General features: G+C 43.7%; 15 protein-coding genes and 1 other annotated feature (1 of these 16 only partly in view). Of the genes, 9 read left to right on the top strand and 6 right to left on the bottom strand.

All coding sequences use genetic code 11. From position 1 onward, the window contains the following. The first annotated feature begins 33 nt into the window (after positions 1-33). Entirely contained in the window at positions 34-4,551 is a 4,518-nt protein-coding gene (locus tag O3621_RS08810; RefSeq protein ID WP_314448918.1) for a glycoside hydrolase family 70 protein, read from the top strand. A 133-nt stretch (positions 4,552-4,684) separates the two neighbouring features. On the opposite strand, the gene O3621_RS08805 is transcribed toward O3621_RS08810, so the two are convergent. Both O3621_RS08805 and O3621_RS08800 read right to left on the bottom strand, forming a co-directional pair. After that, a complete protein-coding gene (locus O3621_RS08805; protein WP_314448915.1) occupies positions 4,685-5,929 on the bottom strand; it encodes a transporter in 1,245 nt (414 codons plus the stop codon). Between the two features lie 349 nt (positions 5,930-6,278). Beyond that, positions 6,279-7,148 carry an Rgg/GadR/MutR family transcriptional regulator gene (locus O3621_RS08800; protein ID WP_295345327.1) on the bottom strand — a complete coding sequence of 290 codons (870 nt, stop codon included), beginning with the start codon at positions 7,146-7,148 and terminating at the stop codon, positions 6,279-6,281. A 98-nt stretch (positions 7,149-7,246) separates the two neighbouring features. On the opposite strand from O3621_RS08800, the gene O3621_RS08795 reads away from it, so the two are divergent. Continuing rightward, the gene (locus tag O3621_RS08795) at positions 7,247-7,777 is read left to right on the top strand and encodes a DUF177 domain-containing protein (RefSeq protein WP_295345325.1); all 531 of its coding nucleotides are present in this window, start codon (positions 7,247-7,249) and stop codon (positions 7,775-7,777) included. A 305-nt stretch (positions 7,778-8,082) separates the two neighbouring features. Here the strand turns inward: O3621_RS08795 and O3621_RS08790 are convergent, their stop codons facing one another. Genes O3621_RS08790 through O3621_RS08775 form a run of 4 tightly spaced genes read right to left on the bottom strand, consistent with a single transcriptional unit; the run spans position 8,083 to position 10,822 of the window. Next, on the bottom strand, positions 8,083-8,376 hold the full coding sequence (locus O3621_RS08790; protein ID WP_223310843.1) for a DUF5960 family protein: 294 nt from the start codon (positions 8,374-8,376) through the stop codon (positions 8,083-8,085). Continuing rightward, the gene (locus O3621_RS08785) at positions 8,354-8,728 is read right to left on the bottom strand and encodes a hypothetical protein (RefSeq protein WP_314448903.1); all 375 of its coding nucleotides are present in this window, start codon (positions 8,726-8,728) and stop codon (positions 8,354-8,356) included. The genes O3621_RS08790 and O3621_RS08785 overlap by 23 nt, the downstream gene beginning before the upstream one ends. Next, positions 8,725-10,140, bottom strand: a complete 1,416-nt coding sequence (locus O3621_RS08780) for a Y-family DNA polymerase (RefSeq protein ID WP_314448901.1) — start codon at positions 10,138-10,140, stop codon at positions 8,725-8,727. Before O3621_RS08780 ends, O3621_RS08785 begins: the two co-directional genes overlap by 4 nt. 4 nt (positions 10,141-10,144) lie before the next feature. Continuing rightward, positions 10,145-10,822: an XRE family transcriptional regulator gene (locus O3621_RS08775; RefSeq protein ID WP_061592119.1), complete on the bottom strand. Its 678-nt coding sequence runs from the start codon at positions 10,820-10,822 to the stop codon at positions 10,145-10,147. A gap of 142 nt (positions 10,823-10,964) precedes the next feature. On the opposite strand from O3621_RS08775, the gene O3621_RS08770 reads away from it, so the two are divergent. The 7 genes from O3621_RS08770 to O3621_RS08740 all read left to right on the top strand — a co-directional run bounded on the left by O3621_RS08770 (position 10,965) and on the right by O3621_RS08740 (position 15,959). Further along, positions 10,965-11,453, top strand: a complete 489-nt coding sequence (locus tag O3621_RS08770) for a YcxB family protein (RefSeq protein WP_061592118.1) — start codon at positions 10,965-10,967, stop codon at positions 11,451-11,453. 69 nt (positions 11,454-11,522) lie between these two features. Then, on the top strand, positions 11,523-12,071 hold the full coding sequence (rsmD, locus tag O3621_RS08765; RefSeq protein WP_061592117.1) for a 16S rRNA (guanine(966)-N(2))-methyltransferase RsmD: 549 nt from the start codon (positions 11,523-11,525) through the stop codon (positions 12,069-12,071). Next, positions 12,061-12,555 (top strand): pantetheine-phosphate adenylyltransferase, encoded by a 495-nt coding sequence (gene coaD, locus O3621_RS08760; protein WP_061592116.1) that lies wholly within the window; start codon positions 12,061-12,063, stop codon positions 12,553-12,555. The genes rsmD and coaD overlap by 11 nt, the downstream gene beginning before the upstream one ends. Continuing rightward, complete coding sequence (locus O3621_RS08755; protein WP_002925587.1) at positions 12,542-13,585, top strand: SepM family pheromone-processing serine protease; 1,044 nt, start codon at positions 12,542-12,544, stop codon at positions 13,583-13,585. Before coaD ends, O3621_RS08755 begins: the two co-directional genes overlap by 14 nt. A gap of 181 nt (positions 13,586-13,766) precedes the next feature. Then, positions 13,767-14,348 (top strand): YutD-like domain-containing protein, encoded by a 582-nt coding sequence (locus O3621_RS08750; RefSeq protein WP_002900949.1) that lies wholly within the window; start codon positions 13,767-13,769, stop codon positions 14,346-14,348. After that, on the top strand, positions 14,345-15,433 hold the full coding sequence (gene rlmN, locus O3621_RS08745) for a 23S rRNA (adenine(2503)-C(2))-methyltransferase RlmN (protein WP_002911938.1): 1,089 nt from the start codon (positions 14,345-14,347) through the stop codon (positions 15,431-15,433). Before O3621_RS08750 ends, rlmN begins: the two co-directional genes overlap by 4 nt. Further along, positions 15,420-15,959, top strand: coding sequence for a VanZ family protein (locus O3621_RS08740; protein ID WP_061592115.1), 540 nt, complete (start codon positions 15,420-15,422; stop codon positions 15,957-15,959). The genes rlmN and O3621_RS08740 overlap by 14 nt, the downstream gene beginning before the upstream one ends. Positions 15,960-16,028: 69 nt before the next feature. After that, positions 16,029-16,211: a binding site (T-box leader), on the top strand (it continues 53 nt past the right edge of the window).

Below are 16,211 nucleotides of genomic sequence, written 5' to 3'. Positions count from 1 at the left end.
TATAACTTTATACCAAATTCAGAAGGAGGTTTTATGATGGAGAAAAAAATTCATTATAAGATGCATAAAGTTAAGAAGAACTGGGTAGCCATCGGTGTGACTACCTTAGCACTTATCGTAGCACCAAAAGTACTTGGTCTCGAAGCAGGTCTTGTCCACGCTGATGATGTTAAGCAGGTGGCAGTTCAAGAACCAACTGCAGCTCAGGATAGTGGCTCAGGGCAGCCGGTTCAAGTACAAGCCAACTCAGCTTCTCAGTTGGAAGCAGAAAAAGCAACTTCTGCAGACAAGGTGACTGATACTGCTGTAGCCAGTGAAAAAACTGTTGAAACTGCAGCAAATACGGAAGCAGCGGTTCAAACAGATGCTCAAGAGCTAGCTAAGCCGGCAGTAGCAGAAGCAGCAACTACAGAAAAAGCAGCCGTTGCTGAAGAAGCAAAAGTAGCTAATGCAACATCAGAAACTGCTAAACCGGAAGCAGCTGGTCAGGATATACAAGCAAGTCCCGCAACTGCTGACAAACAAGCAAAGAAGACTGTTACAGACAAGATCGTTGCAAATCCAAAGGTTGCAAAGAAAGATCGCTTGCCAGAACCGGCTCAAAGACAGGGAGCGATAGCTGAAAGAATGGTGGCTGCTCAAGCCCAAGCAGCGCCTGTTAATACTGAGCATGATGATGATGTCTTATCTCACATCAAGACGATTGATGGTAAGAAATACTATGTTCAGGACGACGGTACAGTTAAAAAGAATTTCGCTGTTGAGCTCAATGGAAAAATTCTTTATTTCGATGCAGAGACTGGAGCACTGATTGATTCAGCTGAGTATCAATTCCAGCAAGGTACTAGCAGTCTCAATAATGAATTCACTCAAAAGAATGCCTTCCATGGCACTACGGAAAAGGATATTGAAACAGTTGACGGCTACCTGACAGCAGATAGTTGGTATCGTCCAAAGTTCATCTTGAAAGACGGAAAAACATGGACAGCATCGACAGAAACAGACCTACGTCCGCTTTTGATGGCTTGGTGGCCTGATAAGCAAACGCAGGTTAGCTATCTCAACTATATGAACCAGCAAGGTCTGGGAGCAGGAGCTTTTGAAAACAAAGTGGAACAAGCTATCCTGACAGGTGCTTCTCAGCAGGTTCAGCGCAAAATCGAAGAAAGAATCGGTAAAGAAGGCGATACTAAATGGCTGAGAACACTGATGGGCGCATTTGTCAAAACTCAGCCAAACTGGAACATTAAGACAGAGTCTGAAACAACTGGTACTAATAAGGACCACTTGCAAGGCGGAGCTCTGCTTTATACCAATAGTGATAAGACTTCTCATGCTAATTCTAAGTACCGCATCCTTAACCGCACACCTACCAACCAAACTGGTACACCTAAGTACTTCATTGACAAGTCAAATGGTGGTTATGAGTTCCTGCTAGCTAACGACTTTGACAACTCTAATCCAGCTGTTCAGGCTGAGCAACTCAACTGGCTGCACTTTATGATGAACTTCGGAAGCATCGTAGCCAACGATCCGACTGCTAACTTTGACGGAGTTCGTGTCGATGCGGTAGACAATGTCAATGCAGACTTGCTCCAAATTGCCTCTGACTACTTCAAGTCTCGCTACAAGGTTGGAGAAAGTGAAGAAGAAGCCATCAAGCATCTGTCTATCTTGGAAGCTTGGTCTGACAACGACCCTGACTACAACAAAGACACCAAGGGTGCACAATTGCCGATTGATAATAAGCTTCGTCTGTCCTTGCTTTATTCGTTCATGCGTAAGCTTTCTATCCGTAGTGGTGTGGAGCCAACGATTACCAATAGTCTGAATGACCGTTCTACTGAAAAGAAAAATGGCGAGCGGATGGCCAACTATATCTTTGTTCGGGCTCATGATAGTGAAGTGCAAACCGTTATTGCTGATATCATCCGGGAAAATATCAATCCAAATACGGATGGTTTGACCTTTACCATGGATGAGCTCAAGCAAGCCTTCAAGATCTACAACGAAGATATGCGCAAGGCGGACAAGAAGTATACGCAGTTCAATATTCCAACTGCTCATGCTCTTATGCTCTCCAACAAAGACTCCATCACTCGGGTCTACTATGGCGATCTCTATACAGATGACGGTCAATACATGGAGAAAAAATCTCCTTACCACGACGCTATTGATGCCCTGTTGCGTGCTCGGATTAAGTATGTAGCTGGTGGACAGGACATGAAAGTCACCTATATGGGTGTACCTCGTGAGGCTGATAAATGGTCTTACAATGGTATTTTGACTTCTGTTCGTTACGGTACTGGTGCTAACGAAGCAACAGATGAAGGAACAGCAGAAACTCGTACCCAAGGGATGGCAGTTATTGCTTCTAATAATCCGAATCTGAAACTGAACGAATGGGATAAACTGCAAGTCAATATGGGAGCAGCCCATAAGAATCAATACTACCGCCCTGTGCTCTTGACGACCAAAGATGGTATTTCCCGCTATTTAACTGACGAAGAAGTGCCGCAATCGCTCTGGAAGAAGACGGATGCTAATGGTATTTTGACCTTTGATATGAATGATATCGCAGGCTACAGCAATGTCCAGGTTTCTGGTTATCTAGCTGTTTGGGTACCAGTTGGTGCTAAGGCAGATCAGGATGCTCGTGTAACAGCCAGCAAGAAGAAAAATGCCAGCGGTCAGGTTTACGAATCTAGCGCAGCTCTTGATTCTCAGCTGATTTACGAAGGCTTCTCTAACTTCCAAGACTTTGCAACTCGTGATGACCAATATACCAATAAAGTCATTGCTAAAAATGTCAACCTCTTCAAGGAATGGGGAGTGACTTCATTTGAGCTGCCGCCTCAGTATGTATCTAGCCAAGATGGGACTTTCCTAGACTCTATCATCCAGAATGGTTATGCCTTTGAAGATCGCTATGATATGGCAATGAGCAAAAACAATAAATATGGTTCTTTAAATGACCTGCTCAATGCTCTCCGTGCACTTCACAGTGTCAATATCCAAGCCATTGCGGACTGGGTGCCAGACCAAATCTACAACCTGCCAGGTAAAGAAGTGGTAACGGCAACTCGTGTCAACAACTACGGAACCTACCGTGAAGGCGCAGAAATCAAGGAAAAACTTTACGTTGCCAATACTAGAACGAATGGTACAGACTATCAAGGCAAGTATGGTGGAGCCTTCTTGGATGAACTCAAAGCTAAATACCCAGAAATCTTTGAACGAGTACAGATTTCCAACGGTCAAAAGATGACGACTGATGAGAAGATTACCAAGTGGTCAGCTAAACACTTCAACGGTACCAATATCTTAGGTCGTGGTGCTTACTATGTTCTTAAAGACTGGGCTAGCAACGAATACCTCAACAACAAGAATGGTGAGATGGTACTGCCTAAGCAACTAGTCAATAAGAAAGCTTCCACTGGATTTGTTAGTGATGCTAGTGGTACTAAGTACTATTCAACTAGTGGATATGAGGCTAAGAATTCCTTTATCCAAGATGAAAATGGAAATTGGTATTACTTCAACAACCGCGGCTATCTGGTGACAGGCGCGCAAGAAATTGACGGCAAACAGCTCTACTTCCTCAAGAATGGTATTCAGTTACGTGACTCTCTCCGTGAAGATGAAAATGGCAATCAGTATTACTATGATAAGACCGGTGCCAAGATTCTTAACCGTTACTACACTACAGACGGCCAAAACTGGCGTTACTTTGATGCCAAGGGTGTCATGGCTAGAGGTCTGGTAACCATGGGTGGCAATCAGCAATTCTTCGACCAAAACGGCTACCAAGTCAAGGGCAAGATTGCGCGTGCCAAAGATGGTAAACTTCGTTACTTTGATAAGGATTCAGGTAATGCTGCTACTAACCGCTTTGCCCAAGGAGATAATCCAAGTGACTGGTACTATTTCGGAGCAGATGGTGTTGCTGTAACAGGTCTTCAAAAACTTGGCCAGCAAACTCTTTACTTCGACCAAGATGGTAAGCAAGTCAAAGGTAAAGTAGTGACTCTGGCTGATAAAACTATCCGTTACTTCGATGCTAATTCAGGAGAAATGGCAGTCGGCAAGTTTGCAGAAGGTGCCAAGAACGAATGGTATTACTTTGATCAGGCTGGTAAAGCAGTGACAGGTCTTCAGAAGATTGGCCAGCAAACACTTTACTTTGATCAAGATGGCAAGCAAGTCAAAGGTAAAATCGTGACACTTGCAGACAAGAGTATCCGTTTCTTTGATGCCAACTCTGGTGAAATGGCAGCTAATAAGTTTGTTGAAGGTGCTAAGAACGAATGGTACTACTTCGATCAGGCTGGTAAAGCAGTGACAGGTTTGCAGCAGATTGGCCAACAAACCCTTTACTTCGACCAAAATGGCAAGCAAGTCAAAGGTAAGATTGTCTATGTCAATGGTGCTAACCGTTACTTTGATGCCAATTCAGGAGAAATGGCGCGCAATAAATGGATTCAGCTGGAAGATGGAAGCTGGATGTACTTTGACCGCAATGGTAGAGGCAGACGCTTCGGCTGGAACTAATAGCAATAGAAATAGCTGAAACTTAATCTTTATCTTTCTAATAGACAAAAACGATAACTTCTTATTTTGAAGTTATCGTTTTTTATTGTCTTACAGGCGAATAAATTTTGATTTAAAAGAAACAAGATTGAAGCTATCGTCTTTCGTTAACATCTTTCTTTTTTTCAATAGATAGGAGCAGAGCAATTACACCGATAATGCTGAAGATGAGCCAGCTAGCGTTCATATTCCAGAGGGCCAGACTGCTGAAGACCATAGTACCAAAGGGAACAGAGAAAGAAAAGAGCAGACTCAGAAAGCTGGAAGTCTGAGCGAGAACATCAGAAGGCAATTTGCTCAGTAAGAGGGTGTTGATTTTGGGATTGATCTTACCGGAGATATAAGCTAGTAAAAATCCAAAAGCAATGCCGACGAAAACAGGCAGATGCAAGAAATTGCTGACAGCAAGCAGAATCATGGTAAGAGCAGCCCAGAGGGTTAGTTGATTAAGCGATAGGCGGCTAAAGTAATCGTTGGGAGTCAGACTGGCTGCAATCATGGCTAGGACAAGAGTTGTCTGAAGAACCAAGAGAGACTGACTAAAGGACAGCTGGAAGATGGGATTGTCCAGCAAGTAGAGATTATAAAGAGCTATAAGAGAACCTGCCATAGCGTTGACAATCAGGATTTGAGCCAGCAGTTTGAGAAAATTGTTAGAACCTTCCTGCTCAAAAATGAGCTTGGACGATGTGTACATTTTCTTCAATTCTTCTTTCAGAGGAGCTTTTCTCTCAGAAATTGCCACTGGGTCATGGGTCAATCTGCGACGGACTAGGTAGAGGATGGTGGAGGATAGGAGAAAGGTCAAAGCGTTAACCAAAGCAACTAAGAAAAAGTCTTGCTGGCTGACCGTTAAGAGCCAAACTCCCAAAGCTTGTCCGGCCAGGCTGCAGAGAAAGCTGATAAGCTGGGTAAAAGAGAAGGCTTCCATAAGGTCTTTCTCTGGAACATTCTTTTTCAAAATCGGCATTTGCAGGCCGCTGCGATAGTCGCTGATGATATCTGAAAGAATATTCATCAAGCAGACGACAGAAAAGGCTAGATAAGAGCTGGATCGAGTCATGAAGGCAACGAGGACAAAGAGCAGGGCTTGAAGATAACCAAAATGAATCAGCCAACGAGCTTTATGGATGGTCTTGTCAGCTTTGATACCAGCAAAGATAGTAAAGAATGTCGGAACCAGGACGATAAAATTAGCCACAGCAATAGCGAACTTGGGATTGGGCATGCTGGAAGCAAATACCACAAAAACAATATTGAAAATAGAAGCTCCCAAGGTGTTGAAGATCCGGGAAAGGCTGAGTGAGGCATAGACCCCATTTTTAAAGAATAATTTCATCGTAGACTCCTTTTCTAAACTGCAAGATTGTCTAAAAGCTGATTGGGTGCATCTGTAATCTGGCTTTTGTTTTTCTCTTTCTGATGACCATTATAGACCGTTTAAAGCCAAAAACAAGGGCTTTTCGGCAACTGGTTAGGTCTCATAAGTAAGTGGTAAAATTCTGAAAGTGACTTGCGCTAGCTCTTTCTGCTTTTAGTATAAAATAGAAAATCTAAGCAGCAGGAAATATTGCATATATTCAACGATTTTTTTGTGCAATTGTTAAGATGAGTAAGTTGGAGTGTATTTTACATCAAAAAACCACTTTCCAACTCAACATCGCTGAGCTTAAAAGTGGAGATTTGCATTATTTGCTATATTTTTGAAAAGCAGTATCAAGAGCTTCTTGATAGTAGTCAGCGCTATGCTGACAGTTCAAGATTCGGAAAATATCGACAGCTTGCTTCATTTGCGCGAGCCCCTCCTCTGTTTGCCCTTTCAAACAAGCTAATTCTCCCTGAGCAAAGAGATAGACAATTCGGAAGTAAGTCTCATTTTCTTCATAAAAGTGTCGCTCAATGACTTGTTGGAAATAGTCTGCCTGAGTGATATTTTCCTGACTGATGGCCAGAAGATAGCCATTAAGAAAGGTAGTGTGCAGGGTGTTGCGGTTGTTGGCAAATAAGGCGGCAAAATCCTTTCTTGAGAGGATTTCTTTGGTGTATTGGGAAAACAAGTCTAGGGATAAAACCGGAGTGCAGACAGAGAAGAGATTGAGCTCGTAGCGCCCCCAAATATCAACTGAAAAGAGGTAATCATTCAGGAAATCCAGCTCGCCTGGGCTAGCCTTCTCAGACTCTTTGAGGGCACAGAGATAGGCCTTTACAATCAGGCGTTCAACCCAATCACTAGCATGCTTGCTTTTTTGAGTGATTTTTTCTTTTTTCAGATAAAGTTCTTCTAAGAGTTCAAGCTGATTGGCTTGCAACAGGTCTTGAATTTGGCTTAAGAGTTCCTTGTGAGAATGATGATTCTGGATGCCGGCTGCAACGGTAAATTCTTCCGTTTCCGTGCGGATGGCGCTGAGAGCGCTAAAAAGTTTCTGTGCCGAAAGTTCGCTCTGCCCATTTTCAAAGCGAGAGAGCATAGATTTTGAAAATTCTCCGCCAGTCGCCTCGGATAAAGAGATGTGCCTTGCCTCGCGAAAAAATCTAAAAACCTGTCCTAGATGTTCCATTGTCTTCCCTCCTTGCATTTTATTATAACAAAATAATTTTCAATAACATCGTAGCGCCCAAACATGATATAATATAAAGAAAAAACAAAGAGGAACTTATGTTGCATATTCAAGAAATTCGGAAGAATCCAGATGGTCTAGCTTTTGAGAAAAAGCTGGACTTGGCAGAAGAGTTAAAAGAGCGTAATCCTGAGATTTTAGATGTTCAGGATATTGTAGCCAAAGGAAAAGTTCAATATGAAGATGACCTCTATTTTCTGGATTATGACCTATCTTATACCATCACTCTGACGTCCAGTCGCAGTATGGAGCCCGTGGAGCTCAAGGAGTCTTATCTAGTCAACGAAATTTTCATGGAAGAAGGACAGGCTGCATCGCAGGATATGATTGATCAGGACTTGGTGCTACCAATTGAAAATGGCGAGATTAACTTAGCCGAGAGTGTGGCTGATAATATCCTGATGAATATCCCGCTGAAAATTCTAACAGCTGAGGAAGAAGCCGGCCAAGGCTTTCTGTCAGGTCAGGACTGGCAGGTTATGACGGAAGAGGAATTTGCCGCTGCCCAGGAAGCTCAAAAAGAGAAGAACAATCCTTTCGCCGGTTTGCAAGGACTGTTTGATGAATAATTCTTGTAAAAATTTTGACACCGATAAAAAATAAAAGAAAAGACAAATTGCTATGACCCGCACCCCAAAAGTTAGACAGAAAATCTGACGATTGGGGTGTTTTGGGTATGAAATTAGTTTATACAAATGAACTGAATAGATAACCTAAAAAGAATGGCGCTTCTCGAGTTCAAATTAGTTGCAAATACAATATAGCTGGCTCAAATCTTTAATGTTATTTACCTGACTTAAAGCAATAAATAATTGAGAAGATTCTAGTAGATGGCCAGTTCCCTACAATAAGCTCCCAAACTAAGTTTGGGAGCTTATTGATTTATATCTTCTGTTTGGCCTTGATAGTGGTAGATACAGAGTCGGTTTGCTTGGTCTGGACGACTGACGGTAAAGTGGAAGTAATGATCCTTTTTATCCAAGCTTTTGGTCTTGGAGAGTTTGAAATAAGTGGCTTGGCGGCTGGCCATGTGGAGTAGGATGTCATCTTCCATGACCATCAGAGGCTGGGGAAGATTGGAAAATTGATAAAAATCCTCTTGAAATTGATGGTAGTTCTGGGAAAAATAGTCAAATTGAAGTTCCTCATGTACATTTTGAGTGGTCATCTGCGCCTCCTGAAGCTTGTATCGAAAGAATCTGATGGATAGCAAGGCCTTTGTAATGGTCACCTTCCTGCAGGAGGACCTGCTTGCAGTCCAGATGAAAGACGGTAGCAGTAATGTCGGTCAGCTTTCCCTGATTAAGAAAGGTGATTCTGATGGGAACTTGATGACTGTAGGCTTGACTGAGCAAGTGGAATTTCTCCTGTCTGTCAAGCTGGGCCAGACGACTGATATCTAGTTCTTTTTTGGCCAAAGCAGTGCTATGCTCAGAGAGAAAAAAGCCAGCCCACTTAGCCATACCCCGATCCTGAAAATCACGAGCCGACTGATAGGGGAGGTAGGAGCGGTCGGTCATGATAAGCCCTCCAAACCTCCAGCAGAATGGCCACCGGTTAGCTTGCTTCTAGCAATAGCACGGGAGGAGTCCAGCAAGGCGGCTCCCTTAAGCAAAGAGGTAAAGCCAAAGCTATCTCTGATGTGGTCAATCGTCAGCTGGAGCTCCTCTTCTTTTTGAATTTGCAGAGGATCGTCAAAGAGAGAAATTAGACCATAACCTTGATTGACAAAATCACTGTAAAAAACGCCAATCTGGCGGATAGCCCCGCCCTGATATTTGGAACGAAAAAGCTGAACGACGATTTGAGCCAATCGGTCACTGTTGTTAGTGGGCTCAATTTTTTTCTGTGTATGAATGGAAGGCAGGAGCTCCTGCTTGGAGTAACGGGCATAGATGGAGACACGCTGGCATTTCTTACCAGAGCGTCTGAGCCGAATGGCGACCTGCTCAGCCATTTCTCGGAAAACGAGTTCAATCTCTGCCTGTTGTCTATAATCTCGGGGGAGAATTTGCGAGTTGCCCAGGCCATGTGACTTGACCTGATAAGGCTTGTGCACATTGCTTTCATCAATGCCGTGAGCATGAAACCAAAGTTGCAGGCCCATGACCCCCATTTCTTTTTTGAGAATATCGGGGTTAAAGTGAGCCAAATCATAAATGGAGTGGATGCCTAGCTTTTTAAGACGGGTAGCTGTTCGGTGGCCGATGCCCCAAAAATCAGTCATTGTCGGAATAGTCCAAACCTTTCTGGGAACATCCTCATAGGACCAGTTGACCCGCATCTTTTTTGTGTGTTTGGCTTCAATGTCTAAGGCTAGCTTGGCGAGAAGTGGATTGGCGTTGCTCAGACCGATAGATGCATAAATCCCAGTCTTCTTCCAGATAGCCTGTTGAATGCGGGCAGCCAGCAGGTCTAGTTTGGTCCTGCGGTCCAGCGTCTGATCGGGAATGAAGTAGTTGATAGAGCTTGTCAAATCTAGGAAGCCTTCATCAATTGAGTAGGGGAAAATATCATCGGGAGCTGCGAAATCCTGGAAAATTTTTTGAATTTCCATGTTTTTCTGGATGTAGTAGTTCATCCGAGGTGGGACCAATAAGGTCTTTTGAGCAGCATCTTCAATAAAGCGCACATAATCTGCTGTAATTGGTAGTCCCTGCTTGTGGGCAGCAGCATAGTTGAACTTACGGGTGTGGACATCAAAAGGAAGATTATAGCTTCGGCTGACATTCTGGCTGCCGAAATTCTTTTTAAAGAGAGGGGTGGCAGCTAGTATCAGTCCAGAGGAATTTTCAACTCGGCTCATGACACAGAGCGAGGTTTTTAAAGGGTCGAGACCGAGAGCGATGCATTCGCAAGAGGCATAAAAACTTTTCATATCCACAAAAGCGATGTCTGAACGAGGCTCGCGTGAATAATCAAATAGGACCATAGTTTTACACCTCAATCGGCAGAAAATGTCCGACGACGATACCAACAATGCTAGGTTGGTCTTCGTAAGGAGCAAAGAGATCCTCGTAGTCAGGATTGATAGATTCTAAGCGTAGACCTTCAGCTTCTCGGTAGACTTTTTTGATATAGGTCTTGCCATTCCACATAAGAGCATAGACTGCACCATCGTAGTCGAATCCTGTCTGTTTCATAAGGGCAACAGAGCCATTGGGATACTTAGGCTCCATAGAATCCCCAGAGACCCAGGATGCAAAGTCGTGCTGGATATCCTGATCAAAGTAGACAGTTTCATAGTCTGTTTCATTGTCATAGTAACTGTGCCCGCGACCCGCAGCCAGCTCAACAGAAAGAACCTTATAGGCTGTAAGGGAGCTAATCTTACGCTGTCTCTCTAAGAGCCGACTAGCGAGTTGGTCGACTTCCTTTTTATGTGGTGCGGTTAGTAAAGGGTAGGTGTAGAGCGCACTGGTCTCATCCACAAAGTAGTTCTCTTGGACCTTGAGACAGGTGGCTAACCTCCTGAGATTTTTTGCGTGGGGTTCTGCTAGACCATTTTCCCAAGCAGAGTACGTCTTTCTGGAAATTCCGAGCTCTTGGTAAATGGAAGACTGGGTCAGATTAAGCTCCATCCGGCGTTTTTTTAATTTTTCATGCGAAAACATATCACACCTCCTATGTAACGTTTTAAAAGTCACATATAGTATAACAGATGAAATAGAGAAAAGCAAGTTCTTTATTGAATATTGTTATTTCCATCAAGAGTGTGGTAAACTGTAGGGAGGAATATGACTTGGAGGTAGAGAGATGTTTCCTATGACAGCAAAAACGATCATGACAGAAGAAGCTTATCGCCGTTTCGCTTGGACCAATTTCTGGTATAAAAAGAATGGCATCTTCTCACTGATTCTCCCTGAGATAGTGGTGCTGATATGCAGTGCAATCTGTTTTTTCATCGGGGAACCTTTGCCAGGCGTAGCTTTTCTTGTTACTGTGGCAGTCCTTCCTTTTCTTTACTATCTGTCCATGAATCGACATATTAAAAAGTTTTATAGAGGCAACCCCCTCTGGCATGATATAGAGCAGGAGTTTAGCTTCTATGAGACAGAATTTCGTGTCGTTAATCGGAATAACAATGCCAGATTTGACTATCAAGATATTGTGGCGATTATAGACAAGCCAGAAACTTTTTATATCATGGTTGGCCGGTCAATGGGGCTGATCTTGGATAAGGCAGACTGTCATCCTGAATTAATTGATTTTTTACTAAAACTAAAAGAAAGCAGAAGTCTCTAATTTGGGGGACTTCTATTTTTTATCTGTCAAGTTTTCAAAAAATTGGCCTCTTGTGCGATGTGTGTTATAATGTTTTTTATGAGAGTTGTTGCAGGTAAATACGGGGGTAGGCCCCTCAAGACTTTGGACGGCAAGACGACTAGACCTACGACCGATAAGGTCAAGGGGGCAATTTTTAATATGATTGGTCCCTATTTTGACGGCGGTCGGGTGCTGGATCTCTATGCCGGCAGCGGAAGTTTGGCCATTGAAGCTATTTCGCGAGGTATGGAGACAGCTGTCTTAGTCGAAAAGGATCGCAGAGCTCAGGCTATCATTTCAGAGAATATTCAGATGACCAAGGAGCCGGAACGTTTTGACTTGCTCAAGATGGAGTCTGGCCGAGCCTTGGAAATGTTGACGGGGGCTTTTGACTTAGTCCTCTTAGATCCGCCTTATGCCAAGGAGCAGATTGTGGCAGACCTTGAGAAGTTGGAGGAAGGCCAGCTCTTGAGCCAAGATGTCCTGGTAGTCTGTGAGACAGACAAGGAAGTGGAATTACCAGAAGAAATTGCTGGGCTGGGTATTTGGAAGCAAAAGATATATGGAATTTCAAAGGTGACGGTGTATGTCAGATAAGATTGGATTATTCACAGGGTCTTTTGACCCGATGACCAAGGGTCATGTGGACCTGATTGAGCGGGCCAGCAGGCTTTTTGATAAGCTCTATGTAGGGATTTTTTATAACCGAGAAAAGTCTGGTTTTTTCACAATTGAGGCCAGAGAACGCATGGTCAAAGAAGCTCTGCAGCATTTGGATAATGTTGAGGTCATCACTTCTCAGAATGAGCTAGCAGTGACAGTGGCCAGAAGACTGGGAACTCAGGCCTTTGTGCGCGGTCTCCGTAACAGTCAAGATCTAGACTATGAAGCCAATATGAACTTTTTCAATCAGGAATTGGCAGAGGAGCTGGAGACGATTTTCTTGCTCAGCAAGCCGGCCTATCAGCATATCAGTTCATCACGTATTCGTGAGCTGATTGCTTTTCAGCAGGATATCGCGGCCTATGTGCCTCAAAGTGTAATCAAAGAATTAGAAAGAATCAACAATGAAAAGAATTAAGAAGTTTATATTGCCGACGGTCATTGGCGTCACTATTGCCTTTTTTATAGCAGCTCTTTACGTTCGTCTGCCTTATTATATAGAAGTTCCTGGTGGTGCCGAGGATGTTCGTCAGGTCTTGCTGGTTGATAATAAGGCCGACAAGGAAGCGGGTTCCTACAACTTTGTGACGGTCGGAGTAGAGCAGGCAACCTTTGCTCATCTGGTCTATGCTTGGCTGACCCCTTTTACAGATATTTATTCTGCCAAGGATATGACGGGTGGATCCACGGATGAGGAGTTCAATCGGATCAACCAGTTTTACATGGAAACATCACAAAATATGGCTAAATATCAAGGGTTGACAACGGCTGGTAAAGAGATCAAAATGGACTATCTGGGAGTTTATGTCTTGCAGGTGGCTGATAACTCAACCTTCAAGGGAGTTCTCAATATTGCTGATACGGTAACTGGTGTCAATGATAAGACATTTGAAAGCTCTGAGGAGCTGGTTAAGTATGTCAACTCGCAGAAGCTTGGGGATAAAATCAAGGTGACTTTCCAAGAAGATGGTCAGGAGAAATCGGCAACTGGTAAGGTTATCAAGTTGGAGAACGGTAAGAACGGGATTGGGATTAGTCTGATAGACCGGACGGAAGTCAGCAGTAATATTCCGATTACATTTTCAACTGAGGGTATCGGCGGTCCTAGTGCTGGTCTCATGTTCAGTCTCGCTATTTATACCCAGTTGGCTGATCCGACCCTTCGTGACGGCCGCGATATTGCAGGGACCGGCAGCATCAGCCGAGAAGGCGAAGTTGGTGAAATCGGCGGAATTGATAAGAAAGTTGTTTCAGCAGCCCAAAGCGGAGCAGATATATTCTTTGCACCGAACAATGAACTCACAGAAGAAGAGAAGAAGCTTTCTCCTAATGGGAAGAATAACTACCAAACGGCTCTGGAGACAGCCAAGAAGATTAAAACGGATATGAAAATTGTTCCAGTTAAAACGCTGCAGGACGCCATTGACTATCTGAAAAAGAATAAGTAAGATCTTAGCTTTTGCTAAGATTTTTCTTGTGAGACAGACAAGATCAGCTGGTCTTCTCTGCTTTAAATCGTCTGACTTTTTTCAGAAAGATATTTTTGATGAAAAGTCCGCGAAATACTGGCTGATTTATGATAAAATAAAGTGTTGTAGATAAACTATCCAAGAACGTTAAAGGAAGAGTATGCGTAAAGATATTTCACCTGAATTGTATAATTATAATAAATTCCCAGGACCAGAGTTTAAACAGATTGACAGCAAGATTGTTGCAGAAAAATTCGAGTTTGAATTGATTGAGAACTATAAGGAAGGCTTTGACTTGACGGCCTTTCATCAGCGCTTTTCAGAAATTCTCACTAAGTTTGACTATATTGTTGGCGACTGGGGCAATGAGCAGCTGCGCCTGCGTGGTTTTTACAAGGACGAGCGGGCTAATGAAAGCGATGAGAAAATAAGCCGCTTAGAAGACTATTTGCTAGAGTACTGCAGCTATGGCTGTGCCTATTTTGTCTTGGAAAATCCAAATCCCCAGCGCGCTTCCTTTGATAAGAAATCGCATGGCAAGAAAGAGGCAGAAGGTCGGTCAAAACGTTCTCGCAATAGCCGTTCGGGCGGCAACCGCAATCGCAGAAGTGACCGAGACCGAGACAGTCGTTCTAAAAGGGACAATAAGCGCTCTCGCAACAATTCCCAGCAAGATAGGCAGAAAAAGCAAAAAGACAGCAATCGCCATTTTGTGATTCGCCAGAATAAAGGAGAAAAATGAAACCATCTATTTATAGCTTAACGCGTCAGGAAATGATTGAATGGGCGGAAGCTCAGGGAGAAAAGAAATTCCGTGCTGCCCAGATTTGGGAGTGGCTCTACCGCAAGCGGGTCCAGTCTTTTGAAGAGATGACCAATCTGTCCAAGGACTTGATTGCCAAGCTAAATGATCAGTTTGTCGTCAATCCGCTTAAACAGCGCATCGTCCAAGAGTCTGCTGACGGTACGGTCAAGTACCTCTTTGAGCTGCCGGACGGTATGCTGATTGAGACGGTGCTCATGCGCCAGCATTATGGACTTTCTGTCTGTGTGACCACCCAAGTTGGCTGCAATATCGGCTGTACCTTCTGTGCTTCTGGCTTGATTAAAAAGCAACGCGATCTCAATAACGGTGAGATTGTAGCTCAGATTATGCTGGTTCAGAAGTATTTTGATGAGCGTGGTCAGGATGAACGGGTCAGCCATATCGTGGTTATGGGAATCGGCGAGCCTTTTGACAACTATGACAACGTGCTCAAGTTTGTTCGGACGGTCAATGATGACAAAGGTTTGGCTATCGGTGCCCGCCACATCACGGTTTCGACTTCAGGGTTGGCTCATAAGATTCGTGACTTTGCCAATGAAGGTGTGCAGGTCAATCTAGCTGTATCGCTCCATGCTCCGAATAATGATTTGCGGACCAGCATCATGCGGATTAACCGGTCCTTCCCTATCGAAAAGCTTTTTGCAGCTATCGAATACTATATCGAGACGACCAACCGCCGGGTGACCTTTGAATATATCATGCTCAATGAAGTCAATGACGGGGTAGAGCAGGCCAAGGAATTGGCAGAGCTGCTCAAGAACATTAAGAAGCTATCTTATGTCAATCTCATTCCTTACAACCCCGTTAGCGAGCACGACCAATACAGCCGCAGTCCCAAAGAGCGCGTGATGGCTTTCTATGATACCCTCAAGAAAAACGGAGTCAACTGCGTGGTTCGTCAGGAACATGGTACAGATATTGATGCAGCCTGCGGTCAGCTGCGTTCTAATACTATGAAGCGTGATCGCGAGAAAGCATTGGTAGAAAATGTTCAGCCTTAAGAACTATCTGACTTCAGACGGTGAGCTAACAGCCAAAGGGCGGAAATTGCTGGTAGGGGGAAGCTGGCTCTATTTCTTGATGCTTTGCATTCTGTGCTTTATTCCTCAGGTTCCAGAGCCAGGAATGGAAACTCCTGGAATCCAGTATTTTGGCCGAATAGTAGTTTTGTTAATCCCTTTTAATTCCTTTGTCAATATTGGCGAGATTACTTCTTGGATCCAGCTGGTCAAGGTCTTTATCCAAAATCTAGCCAATATCTTTCTGCTGTCGCCCTTAATCTTTCAATTGCTTTTCCTCTTTCCGAAATTGCGGAAGACAAAGAAGGTTGTATGCTTGAGCTTTGGGATGAGTCTGTCTATTGAAGCGACTCAGATTCTGCTGGACCTTCTTATCAACGCCAATCGAGTCTTTGAGATTGATGATCTCTGGACCAATACTTTGGGTGGTTATCTGGCTTGGCGGGCTTTTCAGCTTGGTCAGAAAATCTGGGAAAATCGTCAAGGCGACGCTTTCAAAAGAGATTAGCGAGAGAAAGGTTCGGATTTAGGAGAAAAAATTAAATTTTTTCTTGACAAGAAAAAGGGAAAGGCCTATAATAAAATAAATCATCAGAAAAGTAATAATTTTTTCTACTTTCAGGGAGCCTGTGGTTGGTGGAAACAGGCAGTGGAAGATTATGAAGTGGGCTGATGCAAAAAATGAATTTGAAGCAATAAAAATTCGGTGAGCACACCTTACAGTGCAGCTTGTTGTTAGACAAGACAGAGATATGGAGGC

The organism is Streptococcus sp. 20925_1_22, assembly GCF_041431685.1.
Taxonomy (GTDB): Bacteria; Bacillota; Bacilli; order Lactobacillales; family Streptococcaceae; genus Streptococcus.
This window is presented reverse-complemented; position numbering and strand designations above follow the sequence as displayed.

Excerpts from the sequence above, each read along its gene's own strand:
- O3621_RS08800 (WP_295345327.1), bottom strand. The coding sequence starts at position 7,148 with ATGGAACATCTAGGACAGGTTTTTAGATTTTTTCGCGAGGCAAGGCAC.
- O3621_RS08785 (WP_314448903.1), bottom strand. The coding sequence starts at position 8,728 with ATGACCGACCGCTCCTACCTCCCCTATCAGTCGGCTCGTGATTTTCAG.
- rlmN (WP_002911938.1), top strand. The coding sequence starts at position 14,345 with ATGAAACCATCTATTTATAGCTTAACGCGTCAGGAAATGATTGAATGG.
- O3621_RS08795 (WP_295345325.1), top strand. The coding sequence starts at position 7,247 with ATGTTGCATATTCAAGAAATTCGGAAGAATCCAGATGGTCTAGCTTTT.
- O3621_RS08750 (WP_002900949.1), top strand. The coding sequence starts at position 13,767 with ATGCGTAAAGATATTTCACCTGAATTGTATAATTATAATAAATTCCCA.
- O3621_RS08810 (WP_314448918.1), top strand. The coding sequence starts at position 34 with ATGATGGAGAAAAAAATTCATTATAAGATGCATAAAGTTAAGAAGAAC.
- O3621_RS08770 (WP_061592118.1), top strand. The coding sequence starts at position 10,965 with ATGTTTCCTATGACAGCAAAAACGATCATGACAGAAGAAGCTTATCGC.
- O3621_RS08755 (WP_002925587.1), top strand. The coding sequence starts at position 12,542 with ATGAAAAGAATTAAGAAGTTTATATTGCCGACGGTCATTGGCGTCACT.
- O3621_RS08740 (WP_061592115.1), top strand. The coding sequence starts at position 15,420 with ATGTTCAGCCTTAAGAACTATCTGACTTCAGACGGTGAGCTAACAGCC.
- O3621_RS08805 (WP_314448915.1), bottom strand. The coding sequence starts at position 5,929 with ATGAAATTATTCTTTAAAAATGGGGTCTATGCCTCACTCAGCCTTTCC.
- coaD (WP_061592116.1), top strand. The coding sequence starts at position 12,061 with ATGTCAGATAAGATTGGATTATTCACAGGGTCTTTTGACCCGATGACC.
- O3621_RS08790 (WP_223310843.1), bottom strand. The coding sequence starts at position 8,376 with ATGACCACTCAAAATGTACATGAGGAACTTCAATTTGACTATTTTTCC.
- O3621_RS08780 (WP_314448901.1), bottom strand. The coding sequence starts at position 10,140 with ATGGTCCTATTTGATTATTCACGCGAGCCTCGTTCAGACATCGCTTTT.
- rsmD (WP_061592117.1), top strand. The coding sequence starts at position 11,523 with ATGTTTTTTATGAGAGTTGTTGCAGGTAAATACGGGGGTAGGCCCCTC.
- O3621_RS08775 (WP_061592119.1), bottom strand. The coding sequence starts at position 10,822 with ATGTTTTCGCATGAAAAATTAAAAAAACGCCGGATGGAGCTTAATCTG.